This window comes from Rhizorhabdus wittichii (assembly GCF_017607425.1).
Taxonomy (GTDB): Bacteria; Pseudomonadota; Alphaproteobacteria; order Sphingomonadales; family Sphingomonadaceae; genus Rhizorhabdus; species Rhizorhabdus wittichii.
The window spans coordinates 93,678-109,614 of the sequence record NZ_CP059320.1; the positions used below are offsets into that span (position 1 = coordinate 93,678).

The 15,937-nt window shown below is 62.9% G+C and carries 19 protein-coding genes; 16 read left to right on the forward strand and 3 right to left on the reverse strand.

Going from position 1 to position 15,937, the window contains the following annotated elements; all coding sequences use genetic code 11:
- Positions 1-6: 6 nt before the first annotated feature.
- From HRJ34_RS27875 to HRJ34_RS27915, 9 genes are all read left to right on the forward strand, one after another.
- A complete protein-coding gene (locus HRJ34_RS27875) occupies positions 7-834 on the forward strand; it encodes a PRTRC system protein B (protein WP_208634587.1) in 828 nt (275 codons plus the stop codon).
- Positions 835-836: 2 nt separating this feature from the next.
- Complete coding sequence (locus tag HRJ34_RS27880; RefSeq protein ID WP_319025646.1) at positions 837-1,490, forward strand: PRTRC system protein A; 654 nt, start codon at positions 837-839, stop codon at positions 1,488-1,490.
- On the forward strand, positions 1,480-2,238 hold the full coding sequence (locus tag HRJ34_RS27885) for a PRTRC system ThiF family protein (protein ID WP_208634589.1): 759 nt from the start codon (positions 1,480-1,482) through the stop codon (positions 2,236-2,238). Before HRJ34_RS27880 ends, HRJ34_RS27885 begins: the two co-directional genes overlap by 11 nt.
- Positions 2,239-2,330: 92 nt before the next feature.
- Positions 2,331-2,654, forward strand: a complete 324-nt coding sequence (locus HRJ34_RS27890) for a type II toxin-antitoxin system prevent-host-death family antitoxin (RefSeq protein ID WP_208634590.1) — start codon at positions 2,331-2,333, stop codon at positions 2,652-2,654.
- On the forward strand, positions 2,638-3,027 hold the full coding sequence (locus HRJ34_RS27895; RefSeq protein ID WP_208634591.1) for a hypothetical protein: 390 nt from the start codon (positions 2,638-2,640) through the stop codon (positions 3,025-3,027). The genes HRJ34_RS27890 and HRJ34_RS27895 overlap by 17 nt, the downstream gene beginning before the upstream one ends.
- Positions 3,028-3,167: 140 nt before the next feature.
- A complete protein-coding gene (locus tag HRJ34_RS27900; protein WP_208634592.1) occupies positions 3,168-4,040 on the forward strand; it encodes a Mom family adenine methylcarbamoylation protein in 873 nt (290 codons plus the stop codon).
- 24 nt (positions 4,041-4,064) lie between these two features.
- Entirely contained in the window at positions 4,065-5,303 is a 1,239-nt protein-coding gene (locus HRJ34_RS27905; RefSeq protein WP_208634593.1) for a hypothetical protein, read from the forward strand.
- A 222-nt stretch (positions 5,304-5,525) separates the two neighbouring features.
- The gene (locus HRJ34_RS27910; protein WP_208634439.1) at positions 5,526-6,119 is read left to right on the forward strand and encodes a DUF1419 domain-containing protein; all 594 of its coding nucleotides are present in this window, start codon (positions 5,526-5,528) and stop codon (positions 6,117-6,119) included.
- Between the two features lie 183 nt (positions 6,120-6,302).
- On the forward strand, positions 6,303-6,764 hold the full coding sequence (locus HRJ34_RS27915) for a hypothetical protein (RefSeq protein ID WP_208634440.1): 462 nt from the start codon (positions 6,303-6,305) through the stop codon (positions 6,762-6,764).
- A gap of 310 nt (positions 6,765-7,074) precedes the next feature.
- Here HRJ34_RS27915 and HRJ34_RS29375 read toward each other — a convergent pair whose 3' ends face one another.
- Positions 7,075-7,338, reverse strand: coding sequence for a hypothetical protein (locus HRJ34_RS29375; RefSeq protein WP_226949226.1), 264 nt, complete (start codon positions 7,336-7,338; stop codon positions 7,075-7,077).
- Positions 7,339-7,572: 234 nt separating this feature from the next.
- Positions 7,573-8,022, reverse strand: a complete 450-nt coding sequence (locus tag HRJ34_RS29380) for a hypothetical protein (RefSeq protein WP_226949227.1) — start codon at positions 8,020-8,022, stop codon at positions 7,573-7,575.
- A gap of 69 nt (positions 8,023-8,091) precedes the next feature.
- Between HRJ34_RS29380 and HRJ34_RS27920 the strand changes: the two genes are divergently transcribed.
- Positions 8,092-12,042, forward strand: a complete 3,951-nt coding sequence (locus HRJ34_RS27920) for a helicase-related protein (protein WP_226949228.1) — start codon at positions 8,092-8,094, stop codon at positions 12,040-12,042.
- Between the two features lie 48 nt (positions 12,043-12,090).
- Here HRJ34_RS27920 and HRJ34_RS27925 read toward each other — a convergent pair whose 3' ends face one another.
- Positions 12,091-12,348, reverse strand: a complete 258-nt coding sequence (locus HRJ34_RS27925; protein ID WP_006954054.1) for a hypothetical protein — start codon at positions 12,346-12,348, stop codon at positions 12,091-12,093.
- A gap of 297 nt (positions 12,349-12,645) precedes the next feature.
- Here HRJ34_RS27925 and HRJ34_RS27930 point away from each other — a divergent pair, with 297 nt between their 5' ends.
- From HRJ34_RS27930 to HRJ34_RS27955, 6 genes are all read left to right on the forward strand, one after another.
- Positions 12,646-13,011 carry a DUF3768 domain-containing protein gene (locus HRJ34_RS27930; protein ID WP_208634442.1) on the forward strand — a complete coding sequence of 122 codons (366 nt, stop codon included), beginning with the start codon at positions 12,646-12,648 and terminating at the stop codon, positions 13,009-13,011.
- Between the two features lie 105 nt (positions 13,012-13,116).
- Complete coding sequence (locus HRJ34_RS27935) at positions 13,117-13,950, forward strand: N-6 DNA methylase (protein ID WP_208634443.1); 834 nt, start codon at positions 13,117-13,119, stop codon at positions 13,948-13,950.
- Positions 13,951-14,069: 119 nt separating this feature from the next.
- Positions 14,070-14,540: a hypothetical protein gene (locus HRJ34_RS27940; protein WP_208634444.1), complete on the forward strand. Its 471-nt coding sequence runs from the start codon at positions 14,070-14,072 to the stop codon at positions 14,538-14,540.
- 2 nt (positions 14,541-14,542) lie between these two features.
- Positions 14,543-14,776: a hypothetical protein gene (locus HRJ34_RS27945; RefSeq protein ID WP_208634445.1), complete on the forward strand. Its 234-nt coding sequence runs from the start codon at positions 14,543-14,545 to the stop codon at positions 14,774-14,776.
- A 43-nt stretch (positions 14,777-14,819) separates the two neighbouring features.
- Entirely contained in the window at positions 14,820-15,212 is a 393-nt protein-coding gene (locus HRJ34_RS27950) for a hypothetical protein (protein ID WP_208634446.1), read from the forward strand.
- Positions 15,209-15,907 (forward strand): hypothetical protein, encoded by a 699-nt coding sequence (locus HRJ34_RS27955; RefSeq protein ID WP_208634447.1) that lies wholly within the window; start codon positions 15,209-15,211, stop codon positions 15,905-15,907. Before HRJ34_RS27950 ends, HRJ34_RS27955 begins: the two co-directional genes overlap by 4 nt.
- The last annotated feature ends 30 nt before the right edge of the window (positions 15,908-15,937 follow it).

Genomic DNA, 15,937 nt, shown 5'->3' on the forward strand with positions numbered 1-15,937 from the left:
CCCGTCATGCCCGATTATTCGACCCATTTCGAAGCCGTCGACGGCAGTCTCGTCCTCGCGAACGCGATCCTGCTCTATCGCAGCGATGCGCGCGGCATGTCCCGTTCCTCCGGCCATGACAGCTTTGCCTTTGCCAGCATGCACGCGGTCAAGCTCGATGATGAGGAGCGCCCGACCATCGAAGCAGGCACGCCGCTGACCCGCGCGCATCTGCGCCAGTGGTCCGAAGCGCTCGGCCGCACGACTACCCCCCAGCTCCTGCCCGATAACATGCTGGTCGCACACCCCGATCTTCTCGTCTGGTGGATACCTGAGCAGGTGCGACCCGCCTATTTCGCCTTGTCATCCCCGCCGGACGACCTGCGCCTGCTCGGCAAGCGGATCATCGTGCCCGTCCCCTATCCGGCGCATCTGTTCGTCGCGACCCACTCCGGCCTCGGCATTTTCGCGCTTCCGGCAAATCAGCGACCCGGCGTGGACACCAGGCTGCTCCATTCCCCGATTCTCAACGTCTTTGTCGAAGGGCATCTTTGCTGGGGCAGCATCGCACGACCCAAGGAGCTTACCATTGCCTCCATCCCGCAATTCGAAAGCGCGGTGTTCGATAGCTGGTCGACGCACCCTAACCCCGGCCAGGAGTTCACGATAAAAGGGAAGGGCGGGCTGATCGCTCTCTGGGATGACCTTGCGGCGCGGCGCGCACGCCGGTTCCCGGTGAGCCGCCTCAAGCCTTTTATCGCAGGCGCCCGCAACACCGCTGCGCAGAAACAGCGCCCGGCGGCTGGCGATGCAATGACCCTCGGGCGGCTGATTGCCGCGCTCACCCGGAGATGAATATGCTCACCGACGATCCGACAGATGCGGCAGTGCTCGCCGCCGTGCCCTGCTACCCGGTTCCACCGTCCGGGCGCTCGCCCGCGATCGATGCCCTTCGCGCCGCGCGGGGCGGTCACGGTATCGCCATCGGATGCGACAATGTCATGCTCATCCTGCGCCGCCCCTGGCTCGCGCTCGATGTGCCGATCACCGCGTCGATCGCCGCCTATCTGCCCTATGGCGCTGCAGGACCGCCGAGGGCCGACCTGCTCTGCGGGCTCATCCCACATGAGCATCGCGCGGCGATGCTCGATCACTTCCGGGCCGCCTTACCCAATGAGGCCGCTGCGTTCATCGTCTGGGATGAAGCAACCCGGGAGTTCTCACTGATCTTTCCGACAATCGACGAAGCGACGCCCTCACGCCTCATCTACCGCACCCCGGTTCTTCCGCCGGGTTGCCACATGATCTGCGACGCACACAGCCACGCGCGCGGCCGCGCGTTCTTCAGCGCCACCGACGATGCCGACGACGCCGATGCAACCAAGCTCGCGCTCGTCTTTGGCAGGATCGACGATCCGACCGGACCGGAAATGGTCTCACGTCTGTGCGCCGGCGGAATGTTTCTCCCCCTGCCACGCAGTCCGTTCACAGGAGATCACCATGCAAACTGACCTGCCGCGTCGGCACTACATACCCGCCGCTTTCAACAACCAACCGATCAGGATCCTGCTTGTCGGCTGCGGCGGGTCAGGCTCGCAGATGCTCATGGGGCTGGCAGGCCTCGATATAGCCTTGCGCGCCATCAGCTCTCGCTCGCTCGACGTTACGACCGTTGACGATGACATTGTCAGCGAAGCCAATCTCGGCCGCCAGCCCTTCTACCACGGCGATATCGGGCATTCGAAGGCCCGCACCCTTACCGAGCGAATCAATCTGGCACATGGGCTGGACTGGAAGGCCGTCCATGGTCGCGCGCCTAGCGCCATCAGGCCGGAAGCCGCCGAGATGCTCATTACCTGTGTCGACACAGCATCCGCTCGACGCGCGATCGGTGCCGCGATCGAGGATGAGCGCAACAGACCTACCTACTGGATGGACCTCGGCAACCGCGCGAATGACGGGCAATTTATCATCGGCTGCCCAGCGTCGGAGAGGGGCGACGATGGCTCGCGCCTGCCGACTGTTCTCGAAGCTTTTCCGGAACTCAGGGACGAAAGCCTGCCCGACGACGATTCCCCGTCCTGCTCGGTCGCCGAAGCGCTCGAACGGCAGTCGCTTTTCGTAAACCGCGTCGTTGCAAGCCACGCGCTCGCGCTTCTGTTCGACCTCCTCGGCCGCGGGTCCATTGGTCACGCCGGCGGGTTCATCAATCTCAGCACCGGGCAGTCCGTACAGATCCCATTACCAGATCCGCGATGACACGACCTGCCTGTTCGAATCTCATCAGCCGAAACTTGCAAAAATTGCCATATTTGCTATTTTGGGGGCATCATCTGGTTGAAGAGAGTCCCATGGCCGATCCCGTTATCGCCACACCGCCGAAAAAGAAGGTTCCGCTGACTACCTTCCACAACCACACGGGACAGTATCTTGATCTCGGGCGCCGGACACCTGTCACCATCACCAAGCATGGAAGGCCCGACATCACCTTGGCCGAAGCGTCCTACTTCGAGCGGCTAGAGCGAATTGCAGCAGGTCAAATTCTCTCGGTCCTGGATCTGGTTGCCGTCGACGCCGCCGATATGACCAGTGAGCACGCCGCCATCTTCGAAGCGGCCCGTCCGACGAGTGAGGAAATCGCGGCAGATCGTTGGAACGATGACCCCGCTTCCTAAAGTCGGTGACATACTCCACTACGTCTACCTCTTCACCCACGAACAGCAAGCAGGTCGCGATGAAGGCGTCAAAACGCGACCTGTCATGGTTATCGCTACCCAGGGGCAACGGGTATTTACAGTCGCGATCACCACGAAGGCCGACCGGCAAGCCTCAACCCTGGCAATACCCGATCAGGTAGCGGACGCTGCGGGGATCTCCCGCGGCACATCAGTCGTCGTCGACCAGTATAATCACTTCACCTGGATAGGCTTCGATATCCGGCCAGTGTCACCGGAACCTTCCTATATTGCCGGTCGCATGCCTCCGGGCTTCACCAATACGGTTATTTCTGCTCTCAAAGACAACGCGACAGGTATCGACCGAGACTGAATCCTTACAGTGTTCACGCGTAGGTATCCGCCCCGCGGTGATCGACACATTCACATCAGCCGACTCGAACCGTCCTCAGGCCCAGCGGGCCGCGAGAGGGTAGGGGGAGGGGCAATGGTGATCCAAGGGAGATCACCATCATGCTCACCACACGCAGCCAGCGTTGGCGCAACCGGCGCTGCCACTGGATACCGGATGCGACGGAAATTGATCCGAAGCAGCTCGCCGTCGATATCATAAGCACAAAGAATCAGGCGGCCCCGTTCGTGCGGGCGCATCACTACACCGCCTCGATGCCGGTCGCGCGTCTATCGGTCGGCCTTTTCGCTAATGGCGCAGGCGGCCGCGCGACACTGGTCGGCGTCTGCGTCTTCTCGCACCCGGTCAACAACGCCAGCGTTGCCAAGAGCGCCGGTCTTACCGATCCCCGCACCGCATGCGACCTGGGACGCCTGGTCATAGACGATTCCCAGGGCGGAAATGCCGAGACATTCCTGATCGCCCGCGCGTTTCGGCTTCTGCGCCGCGAGAAGCCCGAAATCCTCTCCGTGATCTCCTATGCCGATCCGGTCCGGCGCGTCGATCCCGATGGGCAGGTAATACTGCCTGGACATTGCGGCCTCATTTATCGCGCCGCAAACAGCCAATATTCCGGCAGATCGAGCCCCCGCACCGACCTCATCCTACCCGATGGTCAGCCGATCTCCTCACGCGCCCTGTCCAAGATCCGCAACGCAGAATGCGGACAGCGCTATGCGATCGAGGCTCTCCTCACTGCCGGCGCACGCCCGCCCAATTTTGGCGAGGATCGTGCGGACTGGCTCGCCGATCTCGAGCGCACCGGCTTCCTGCGCAGACGGCGTCATCCGGGATGTCACACCTATCTCTTTCCCCTCACAAGGGCGGCCCGGATCGCGGCCCGCAAAGTTCCAAACCTGCCCTACCCAGTGCTCGATCGAAGCGCGACGCAGGGCGATGTGACCGCATTGCCGCTGCTGCAGCACGCTATGTGAGCACTCGCGCAAGGACCATTCGACATGACCGAGACCTTTGATCCCGCCAATGCGGCCTGCTGGATAGCGCGTGGCCGTCCTTCGCATCACGCCCATGCCATAGCCGATGCCTGGCGCGCCTTTCCCGACCTCCCGATCGGGACTCCCCTCGAAGTGCGCATGGCCCGCACCCGCGAGCGCACCGCAATGCTCAAGCCTCTCCATGAGCAGATAGCCCAGGAAGGCGAACAGCACCGTCAGGCGAAAAATTTCGCCTTTGTTGAGCGTAAAGTCGCCGAGGGCAGCACCGACAGCCGCGATGCCGGAATTCTCCGCGCCCGCGATGTCCACGGCTATGACTGGGATGAGGCGGTAGCCTGGGCCACTGGCAATTATGCGGCAAGGGCAGGCTGGGAGGCACGGCCACCGTCGCGCACACGCCTGGGTGAACCCGACCTGCGACGCGGCGCCTACAATCAGGGCTTTCTCGACGGGGGAGGGCGGCCCGATGACATATTCGACGCGGCCCGCCGGTCCCTCACCGCGGTTACCCCCGAACCTGCCAAAGTCGCCAGCCCGCCGTCCTCACGTCCGCTTCCCAGCCAATGGCCGTCCCCTGGCGATCTGCCCGCTCCCGCATCCTGGCATCGGCGCCTGCTCATCCTTGGCGCGAGCGAATATAGAGCCGGTACAATCGGCATCCTCACTATGCTCCATGAGCGGTCAGGCCATGAGGAAACCACAATCTGCCTGATCGACGTAGAAAGAGGTCTTTACATCCTCTCCGACGCAAACAGCATAGCATCTGGTGACGACGACGCCTTGCGGGAATATCTGCGGCAGCGCGACTATACCGACATCGTCGCAATCGCCAGCGAAGCCGAATTCGCCCGGCTCGATTCCGCCGCGCCTGTTCTCCCGCTTACCCGGACAATGGAGCGCACGCGCAACTCTTTGCTCCAGCAACGGACCCAGTTTCGTCTCTGGATTTCCCGTGGCCGCTCTCCCGGTGAGCAGTTCGCGGCCGGCCATATTCGCTGGAGCAAGATGGCCGCTGGGCTGTCAGGACGCCTTGGCGATTTCACCGTCCGCTACGCCGGGCCGGCGCGACCACGCGGTCACCGCATCATTGTCGAGGACGCCGACGGCATGCCCGCTTCAGGCTATCGGACAGTCCACGGCCGGGCACTCCATCCCGAACTGGTGATCGGCAACAAAAGTCACCTGCGAGCGGCAATGGCGGGGTTGTTGCGCCAATATGCCGCTGCCTTGCGGCTGGGTTGACCAGGCAAAGCGACGTTCACGGCACCCGCGCTTTGTGACGCAAGCAAATCCATAGCGCGTGCGGAAGTTGCGCGATCCCGATCAATCCAACCACAGGCTTCGCCCACGCGGGAAAGGGCAGAGGGATGTGATGGAGCGAGGCCGAGTATCGAGCCAGCTTCTCCGGCCTCAATCCTCCCGTTACCGGCCGCCACCGCGCTGGCCGATCCCCAGGAGACCGACATGGCCACCACCCCACCGTTCACCAAAGTCCTCGATGCCGTCGCGACGCACGCAGAGATGTTCGCATTGTTCAATCGCATTCCCGACTGCCATCCGGAGGAGCGGATATCGGGACGCGCCTATGTCAACCAGTGGTTCGAGATAGAACGCAGTTCCTACGAGATAATGCTCGAAGTGCTGCCGCCTCTGTTCATGCGTGCCGGGATGTTCGCCATGTCCGAACTCAAGGCCGGCTTCGTCGGCTCGGTCTTCTTCGACATCAGGATCGATGACCGCGACCGCTGGTTCCATGCCTATTGCAACCTTGGTGACCCTGCGAGCCCCGATGCTATGCGTGCGGCGATCATCGGCCATGAGCAAGCCAACCTCCGGGCTCTGACCCGTGACGAGAAGCTCGAACTGATCTGGTCGCGCACCCATGCCGATTTCCGCGGGCTGGCAGGCCAGTTCGATCCCGAAGCCTGGCCCGCCGAGCAACGCGGCCAGCGTACCATATTGGTCTACGAGCCCGGAAGCGGGACGGTCCTCAAACTCCTCAACGACCTGAGCGATAACGAAATCGCCGAACGGCTTCCGCGCGATCGGACAATCTAGCGACGCCCCGAGCCGACGACATCCGATCCAACCGGTGGGCGACGCCGCCAACCCCATATTCGGGAACTCCTCCTCCATTCACACCAGCTTGCACCCTGACAACGCGGAGCAGGCTCCGCGCTGACAGGTAAGGGGAGGGGGCGAGGAACAGGTGCTTGCCATTGGAGCATCACAGGAGTCCCCATGAAAATCGAACTCAGACGCATCACCCATAGCGCCGCCTTGTCCCAGGAAACCGCCGCCTATCGCGCGGAAATCTGGATTGACGGCGAACTGGCCTTCCACGCCCACAATCAGGGACATGGTTCCGCCGACTTCTTCGACAAGGTCGGTCGCTGGGACGAGTCCGAGGTCCAGGCATGGCTCAAGGCTAATCGGCCGCCGCGTGCGCTGGGCGACACCACGATCGATCATGATCTCGAATGGGAAGTCAGCGATCTGCTTACCCATGCCCTCGAAGGGCGACGGCTCAGACGCCTGCTGCGCACCAATCTCGTCACGATCGAGAAGAACCAGATCTTCCAGTATCCGCTGCGCAAGCGTCCGCTCGCCAACATTTCGCGCGCCGTTCTCGCCACCAATCCCGATGCCGTCATCGTCAACGGTGCGGCCGACGATGTCTTCGAACACGCCTCGATCTCCTGATCTCCAGCCAGTGATCCGCCGGGTCGGGCGTCTGGCCTGACCGCGACCCTTGCGATGCCAATCGGGCGGTTCGGACCGCCTGTTGGATCCCATCGCCTTCTCACCATCCCCTGAAAAGGAGGCTCTCATGCGAAACAGTGCATCCGCGCTGGCGCTCCAGCTGTGCCTGGACTTCGACCAGCCCATCAAACCCGCGCCCAAACCAACCAAACCGAGCGTTGTCCCCACCGACCTGTTCGACGTCACGGCAAAGCCGCCCGCCGCACTGCCGGTCGACTTCTCCTTCGCCGGCGGCCGGGTACTCGCCCCGTCATGGAAGGCCCGCGCGCACGACAATATCGAGGCGATCCGTCTCTTGAATGTGCTCGATCGCGAAAGCCGCAGCGCATCGCCCCACGAGCAGGAGGCCATCGCCAAATTCATCGGCTTCGGCGCCTCTGAACTTGCCAACAATATCTTCGCCCGCCGCGGCGACGAATACCGGCAGGGCTGGGAGGAATTGGGCCAAGCCCTTGTCGCCGAAACCACCGACGCTGAGCTTTCGTCGCTCAAGCGCGCCACCCAATATGCCCACTATACGCCTGAATATATCATCCGGGCCATGTGGGAGGCCGCCCGCATCCTCGGCTTCACCGGCGGCCAGATCCTCGAACCTGGCTGCGGCAGCGGGCTGTTCATGGGGCTGCGGCCCGATTATCTGTCGAGCGACACGCTGTTCGTCGGCATCGAAAACGATCCCGTCACCGCCCGCGTCGCCAGCGCCCTCTATCCCGGCCAGATCATTCGCTGCATCGACTTCGACAAGGCGTCACTGCCAGGCGACTTCGATCTCTCGATCGGCAATCCGCCCTTTTCGAACGTCACCGTGCAGAACCGCACGCCGCTCGGCCGGATGGGGCTCTCGCTCCACGATTACTTCATCGCCCGGTCGATCGAGCAGCTGCGCGCAGGCGGTATCGCCATGTTCGTCACCTCGCGATACTCGCTCGACAAGAGCGATCCAGCGGCACGCCAGCATATCGATGGGATGGCCGATTTCCTCGGCGCGGTTCGCCTTCCCGGCAAAGCCATGCGCGACGAGGCGGGCACAGACGTCGTCGTCGACATCCTGCTCTTCCAGAAGCATCAGAGCGACGCGGTCCGCCCCCGGCTCGACTGGCTCGACCTCGCCGACATTCCCGGCAGCGATGAAGGCAGCGGTCCGCTGCGGATCAACCAGTATTTCCTCGACCATCCCGACCATGTCCTCGGCACCCATGAATGGCGCAGCGGCCAATATGGTATGGAGTATGGCTGCGCCGCCGCCCCCGGCGCCGATATACCCGCCATGCTCAGCGCGACGCTGTCCAGCATCGCGAGCGGGGAGGCGGGCTCATTCAATCCAATCGAGCGCGGCTCCTCACTTCGTGACCGCGTCGACGTCGCGCTAGACCTCTCAATCGGCACCGCGGCGGAAGAAGCCGACTTCAAGGAAGGCAGCTATCTCGTCTCCGGCGGCGCGCTGCACCAGATCATCGACGGCATCGCCACGACCGTGGCGGTCAAATCCGGGCGAGGCGATCAAGGCATCTTCGCCAAGCACGCAAACAACATCCGCGCGCTCATCCCGATCCGCGACGCCGTCCGGGCCATCCTGCGCGCCCAGCTAAACGACGAACCCTATGCCATCCTGCAAGAGCGGCTGCTCACGCACTACCGCGCCTTCGTCAAGAAGAACGGCCCGATCAACCGCACCGTCACCACGGTCCGCACCGACCTGGACACGGGAGCGGAGAAAGAATATCAGCGGCGCCCCAATCTTCAGCCCTTCCTCGACGATCCCGACGTCTGGCTGGTCGCCTCGATCGAATCCTATGACGAGGCGAACGACGTCGGCGCCCCCGGTCCGATCTTCACCGAGCGTGTCGTCAAGCCCCCCATTACTCATGAAATCCACTCCGCGCAGGACGCGCTCGCGCTATCCCTCCACGAACGCGGCCGGGTCGATATCACCCTGATCGCGCAGCTGCTCGGCACCAGCGAAGCAGAGGCACTCAGCGACCTGGCCGAAGATGTCTACCTCGATCCCATTCGCAGCACGCCGCATTTCAACAACTGGGTTCCCGCCGACGAGGCGCTGTCCGGGCCCGTCCGCACCAAACTCGCCCTCGCGCGCGAGAAGGCCGATCTCGATCCGCGTTTCCTCGTCACCGCCGCGGCGCTGGAGGACGTCCAGCCGGTCGATCTCAAGCCCAGCGAGATCACCGCGCGCCTCGGCGCACCCTGGATTCCGACCGACGTCATCGAGGCCTTCATCGCTGAAACGATGGAGATCGAAACCCGCATCTTCCACACCGTCAACATCGCCAGCTGGACCGTCGACAAGACCCCCTTCGAAGGCCACGTCAGCTCGACATCGACCTGGGGCACCCCGCGCCGCAGCGCCGCCGACCTGATCGAAGACGCGCTCAACTCCCATATCCCGAAGATCTACGACATCATCCGCGAGGCCGACGGGTCCGAACGGCGAGAACTCAACACAATCGATACCGAGGCCGCCAAGGAAAAGCTGGCAGCCATCAAATCGACCTTCGAGACATGGGTCTGGCAGGAGAGCGATCGCGCCGACCGCCTCGTTCGCCTCTACAACGACGCCTACAACAACCTCGTACCCCGCACCTTCAACGGCAAGCATCTGAAGCTGCCGGGCGCATCGAGCGCGATCCGGATGCGCGATCATCAGAAACGCGTCGTCTGGCGGATCGTCGCGGCCGGCTCGACCTATGTCGCGCATTCGGTCGGCGCCGGGAAAACCTTCAGCCTCTGCGCTGCGGTGATGGAGCAGCGGCGGCTGGGCCTCGCGAACAAGCCGATGGTGGCGGTCCCCAACCATTGCCTCGCCCAGATCGCCCGCGAATTCCTGATGCTCTACCCGACCGCGCGGATCCTGGTCGCCGACGACACCAACTTCGTGAAGGAAAAGCGTCAACGCTTCCTGGCGCGCGCCGCCACCGGCAACTGGGACGCGATCATCATCACCCATGACGCCTTCAAGTTCATCCCGACGCCGGCGACGTTCGAGAAGGAGTTCATCGAAGAGCAGCTCGCCAGCTATGAGGCGCTGGTCGATAATATCGACAACAACGACCGCGTCTCCCGCAAGCGCGTCGAGCGCCTCAAGGAGGGGCTCCAGCGTCGCCTCGAAAACCTGCGGTCGCGCAAGGACGATCTTGTCCATATCGGCGAAATCGGCATCGACCAGATCATCGTCGATGAAGCCCAGCAGTTCCGCAAGCTGACCTTCGCGACCAACCTCGGCGACCTCAAGGGCGTCGATCCCACCGGATCGCAGCGCGCCTGGGATCTCTATGTCAAATCCCGCTACCTTTCCGGCATCAACCCGGGACGGGAACTGATTCTCTCTTCCGGAACGCCGATCACCAACACGCTCGGCGAAATGTACACGCTGCAACGCTTCATGCAGCATGATGAGCTCTACGCCAAAGGCCTGCACGAGTTCGACGCCTGGGCGGCCAATTTCGGCGACACCCGCACCGAACTCGAACTCCAGCCCAGCGGCAGCTACAAGCCGGTCACCCGCTTCTGCGAATTCGTCAACGTCGCCGACCTCATGGCGATGTACCGCACCGTCGCCGACGTCGTGCTGAAGGACGACCTGCGGCAATATGTCCAGCTACCCACCATCAAGGGCGGCAAACGGCAGATCGTCGTCGCTCAGTCCGGCGAACCGTTCAAGGCCTATCAGCGGGTGCTCGCCAAACGCATCAAAGCCATCGAGGCGCGCAGCGGCCGCCCGCAGAAAGGCGACGACATCATCCTGTCGGTCATTACCGACGGCAGGCATTCAGCCATCGACCTGCGCTTCGTCGACGTCGGCATCGGCAATGAAGAGGGCAACAAACTCAATCTCCTGATCGAGAACGTCTACCGCATTTGGCGGGAAACCAGCGAGCACCGCTATACTGACCCGGAGACCGACAAGCCCTATGAGCTGCCAGGCGCGGTGCAGATGATCTTCTCCGATCTCGGCACCGAGGCGGCGATCGAGACGCGGGGCTTCTCCGCCTATGTCTGGATCCGCGACCGGCTGATCGCGATGGGCATCCCCGCCGATCAGATCGCCTTCATGCAGCATTACAAGAAGAACAGCGCCAAGCAGCGCCTGTTCAACGACCTCAACCAGGGTCGCAAGCGCATCGTTCTGGGCTCGACAGCGACCATGGGTACCGGCGTCAACGCGCAGCAGCGTTTGAAAGCCCTGCATCACCTCGATGTGCCGTGGATTCCATCGGATATCGAGCAGCGCGAAGGCCGGATCGAGCGCCAGGGCAACCAGAATGACGAAATCGAACTCTATGGCTATGCCACCAGCGGTTCGATGGACGCGACCAACTGGCAGATGCTCGAACGCAAGGCGCGGTTCATCGCCATGGCCATGTCTGGCGACCGCTCTATCCGCCGCATCGAGGACGTCGGCTCGAATGTCAGTCAGTTCGCGCTGGCCAAAGCCCTCGCGTCCGGTGACGATCGCCTGATGCGCAAGGCCGGTCTCGATGCCGAAGTCGCGCGGCTGGAGCGGCTGCGTGATGCCCATGTCGATGACCAGTTCAATATCCGCAGGACGATCAGGCGCACGATCGACGCGATCGACGAGGGCAGGGCGCGGATCGTCAAACTCGAGCAGGACATCGCCCAGCGTATCCCGACCCGCGAGGAAGAGGTCATCCTCGCCTGCGATGGCCAGATCGTTTCCGATCGCAAGGCGGCCGGCGAACGGATCATCCGCAAAGCCCTCGACCTGCGCAAGAGCGGTGCGGACCGTGTAATCATCGGTTCACTGAGCGGGATCGACCTCAAGGTCACCAGCCATCCTGCACTGAGCGACGACGGCAGGCGCTATCTGCGCATTATGATCGCTCCGGTGCACCACGGGCAGGACCGCGCGTTCGAGATCAGCGAGAAAACCCGCCCGAGCACGGCGCTTGGCCGGCTGGAATCCTCGCTCGCCAATCTCGATACCGACCTAGCCGAGGTGAGGGCATCTCTCGAAGCCAACGAGCGGCGCTTGCCTTCCTTCCAGGCCCGCCTTGGGCAGGATTTCCCCGAAACCGCCCTGCTTGATGAAAAACAGCGTGAACTGGCCGAACTCGAAGCCGAGCTTGCCGCGACCAGGGGCGAGTTCGATGCTGATAATGATGACGAGGTCCTTCCCGACGGGGATGACGGCGACGAGGGCATATGCAAGGAGCCGGTGCTGGACATGGTCGCGGGCGAGTGAGCCTGGCCGCGTCGGATGGTCCGATCCGACGCGATCTCAGCGTCCCGACTACCAGTCGAGAGTCAACGCAAATGCCCCCACGATCGCAAGGATTACAGGCGTCCCGGTCAGATAAAGCTTCTGCCAACGCCACCATGTGCCCGGCACGAACATCACGACCGCGCGCACCGATCCCAGGTCGCGCCAGAACCGTTCGCGCCACAGCTGCACCGCCACCATCGTGCCCGACAGAAAGAGCGCCAGCATGCAAACAAGCGCGGTCGCCGCATATAGCGCTGTCCAGTTCATGATTTCGGCCTGCGACATCTCTACTTCGCCTTTCGCATCTCAATCCCAAACGCCATGCGTTAGATCGCGACACTGCCTATTTCTCTCATATAGGATCGGGCGCAACCCTTCTCAACGAGCCAGCTTCGAGCTGGATTGCGCTGCATCCGGATTTCTGCCGACCCGTTAGCGCTGCTGCCACACATAGAATCTCGCTTTTTATCGCCGAGATCCTTTCGCCCGATGGGCGTCGAGAGAGGAGGGGGATGGGAAAGGGCGGCAAGGCGGATCGTGCATCGCAGTCCCGCCGTCTGCCCGTCCATCCCGGAGACAGATATGCACAAAACCCCCCAGGCAGGTTCCCGCACCGAGGGCATCGCCATCCTTAACGACCGCTGCCGGCAGGGCCTCGACCGCGGTTCCCGCACCGTCATCACCCGAAACTGCCTCGCCCGTCTCGCCGGAGACGGCGGCCTCATTGCCGAAGTACTCGCACAGGCTGCGATCATGGCGGCCGTTCGCGGAGCGAGCTTCGATCGCGACAGTCCGGAACGCGACATGGGCGCAGTTACCGTCGGCGAGGTCAAGATACTCTTCAAGATCGATTACTATGACGAGAATCTGGAATTCGGCTCCGAAGATCCCGCCGACGCGGCAAAAACTACCCGCGTCCTCACCATCATGCTGCCCGAAGACTACTGAGTTCCAGTAGCTCGGGCCGACGCATGAGGCAGGTTTCTCGCCGCTTCAGTCCATCGGCTGTGGCACCCAACACACCCCCAATCACTCATAGAAAGGAGCTTCGCAATGGGCTCCGCCGACCGCCACATCAAGGCGATCTGCAAGCTGTTCGATACCTGCCAGTATCGCCACGATCGCTACACGCTATTCTCGGACTTCGTCGAAGCCGCGGCAATCAGCCTGTCCAACAGTCTCGATCTCGCCCAGAACCAAGCGCGCGAGGCGCGTTACATGGAGATTGTCGGGCGCTACGATCGTGACGTCATCGACACTTTCCCGCGCATCTTCGCCGAAGTCACCCTAGCGATGGAAGCCCGGACCTGTGACGTGTTGGGCCGCGTGTTCGGCGAGCTCGGCCTCGCCAACGCCGCGCGCGGCCAGTTCTTCACCCCCTACAGCGTCTGCCGGATGATGGCAGCGATGACTGCGGACTCGTGCCCGGAAGATATAATAGCAAAGAAAGGATTTCTGACCCTTTGCGAGCCTGCCTGCGGAGCAGGTGCCATGGTAATCGCCACCTGCGAAACGCTGCGGGAGGCTGGAGTCAACTATCAGCGGCACCTCCATGTGACCGCCATCGATATCGATCCACGCGCCGTCCATATGGCCTATATCCAGTTCGCGCTGCTCCATGTCCCGGCCATAGTCATCATCGGCGACTCTCTCGCCGGAACCACACGCGAGCTCTGGTACACGCCCGCCCATATCCTCGGCGGCTGGAACGCAAAACTCGCGGCGCGTGCCAGGTGGCAGGCAGCAGATGCTCCGGCGGATGCTGAAGCGCCGACCCCTGCCGAGGACCAACCACCTTTCCAGCCACCGCCTGACAGCTTCGCCATACCGCACGTCCCCATCCAGCTGTCGCTCTTCCCGAGCCCGAGCGCGTCCTCGCAGCCCTGAGACCACTCTCTCCAGCCGCCTCCATCCCACGCCGCTCCATCCGGTTCCCGGACCCGCAAAATTCGAAGAGCGGAGGGGGAGAAGGCGGAGTGGACCCAAGCCAATCAAGGAGACACGCTATGTCCGCACAGTCGATCTATGCCCGCGCCCCGCTCGGAGCGCTTGTCCGTTACAGCGATGGCCAGCCGATGCCGCCCGAACGCCACCGCAAGAAGCTCGCCGCGTGGAAAAGCAGCAACGGATCCGGCCGCCTCGTTCGTAAGACGCATGCCGCAGTACGCCCCACCTACACCCACCCCGCCGGCTTCACGCTGCACGAAGGCAATTTCGGGAGCGATGGCGTTATCGTCCTGGTCGTTCACAAGAGCTTTTCCGTCACCAGCACGCTCACCTTTGAGATTGTCGAAGAACCCGCGCCCGGTTCGGTCCGCATCCTCACCAGCTTCCAGGGCGAAGACGAACTGCGCCACCTCGCACCGGACATGGTAGCCGCCGAAGACTGGCTTTCCCGCAATCACTACACCGGCGCGCGGCTCGAAGTTGTCGGAGAGCATCAAGCCAGCGCCGAGACCCTCGGCCAGGCTGCATGATGATGGCGGGGGGCAACAAGCCTCCTGACGAAGCGCGCATATGGCTTCTCGTTCAGATCCACGACCTCCTCTCCGCATACCTGCTCGACCATTGCCCGGAAGAGCAGAGCTGGGAGGATTTCGATGCCGACATCGACGCTCTGCGCACCGATGTGGCGAACCTGCGCGCGCAGCATCTGACGCAGGTTGCCAGCCAGAACGCGGCGAAGCCCTCACATCCGGGCAACCGGGTGTGAGGCCACGCCGGCACGACCGTTCCCTTCGATGAGGAAACCGCCTGTGACCATCACACACCACGTTCATGTCTATGCAGTCGTGCGCATCAAGCTTGCCGTGACCGCGGCCGATCATTTCGACGCGATGAAACGCGCTGACAGCATCATGACGGAGTCCAGCTATCCCGTGCGCCTCGTTCCCGGTGGACCACAGGTTCTCGACGCTGAGCCCGCCGATGAAATCAGCGGCTACCTGGTCGACGAGACCGGCGACCCGCAGTTCGAGAAATCCCGTTTCTACGGATGCGACCACAGACTCTGCGATCTCGCTCAACCCGGCGCGTCGCCGGCGCAAGGAGAAGGGGGGGAGAAGGGCGGAGTGTCGGCTGATCGTGTGATGTCCACCGGCACCGACGCCCAATCATCCCAACTCGTCTCCCGAAAGGACTGCCGATGACCCAGCCATCCTCCAGCGCCGAACCTCACTTGTGGAGCCAGACCCACTGCGACGACCGGGGCAATTTCGACTATAGCGGCGACCTCTACATCGCGGCCGAGAGCCTGCCCGACCTGTGCCGCAGGATCGATCTCCATCTGACCCGGACGATCGTGGGCACACAGTTCTCCGTTACCGGCGAGCGCTTCTCAGGTGGTCGCAGTGTACGCGTTGAGCTTCTCGATGCCCCCGACGATCTTTCCGACGAGGCCGCGCGCCGGGCCTTCGAAACCCTGATCAGCGACCAGGCGGAACGCTTCAATGTCGCGAATGGCAATCTCCCGCAGGACTATATGATCTGCTCATTCTTCCTGCGCGTGAGCATCGGCACCGCCTATTGGTCAGCGCTATCCGCCAGACGCGGCCATGCGAATCCCGTCGAGGCTCGCATCCCACTCGCGCGGTTCAAACGCCAGCTCAAACCGGGCCACAAACTGAAACTGATTGCCGCGCGCGTCGGCCACCGGGCCCTCGGGACTATCCGCACCGTCACAGCAGTCCGCTCAGGTGACCTCATTCTCGAAGACCGGTCCTATCTCTCCTTCCCCCGTGCATCCGCATTCGCCTGCGACGGCAAGCTCATCCGCATCGCGAACGGACGTAACGAGGATCCCGATGACCACCTGCTCTACGAGTGGATTCAGGGCGCCGCCTGACCGATCGCTTTCAATCCCGCGCGCCTACGG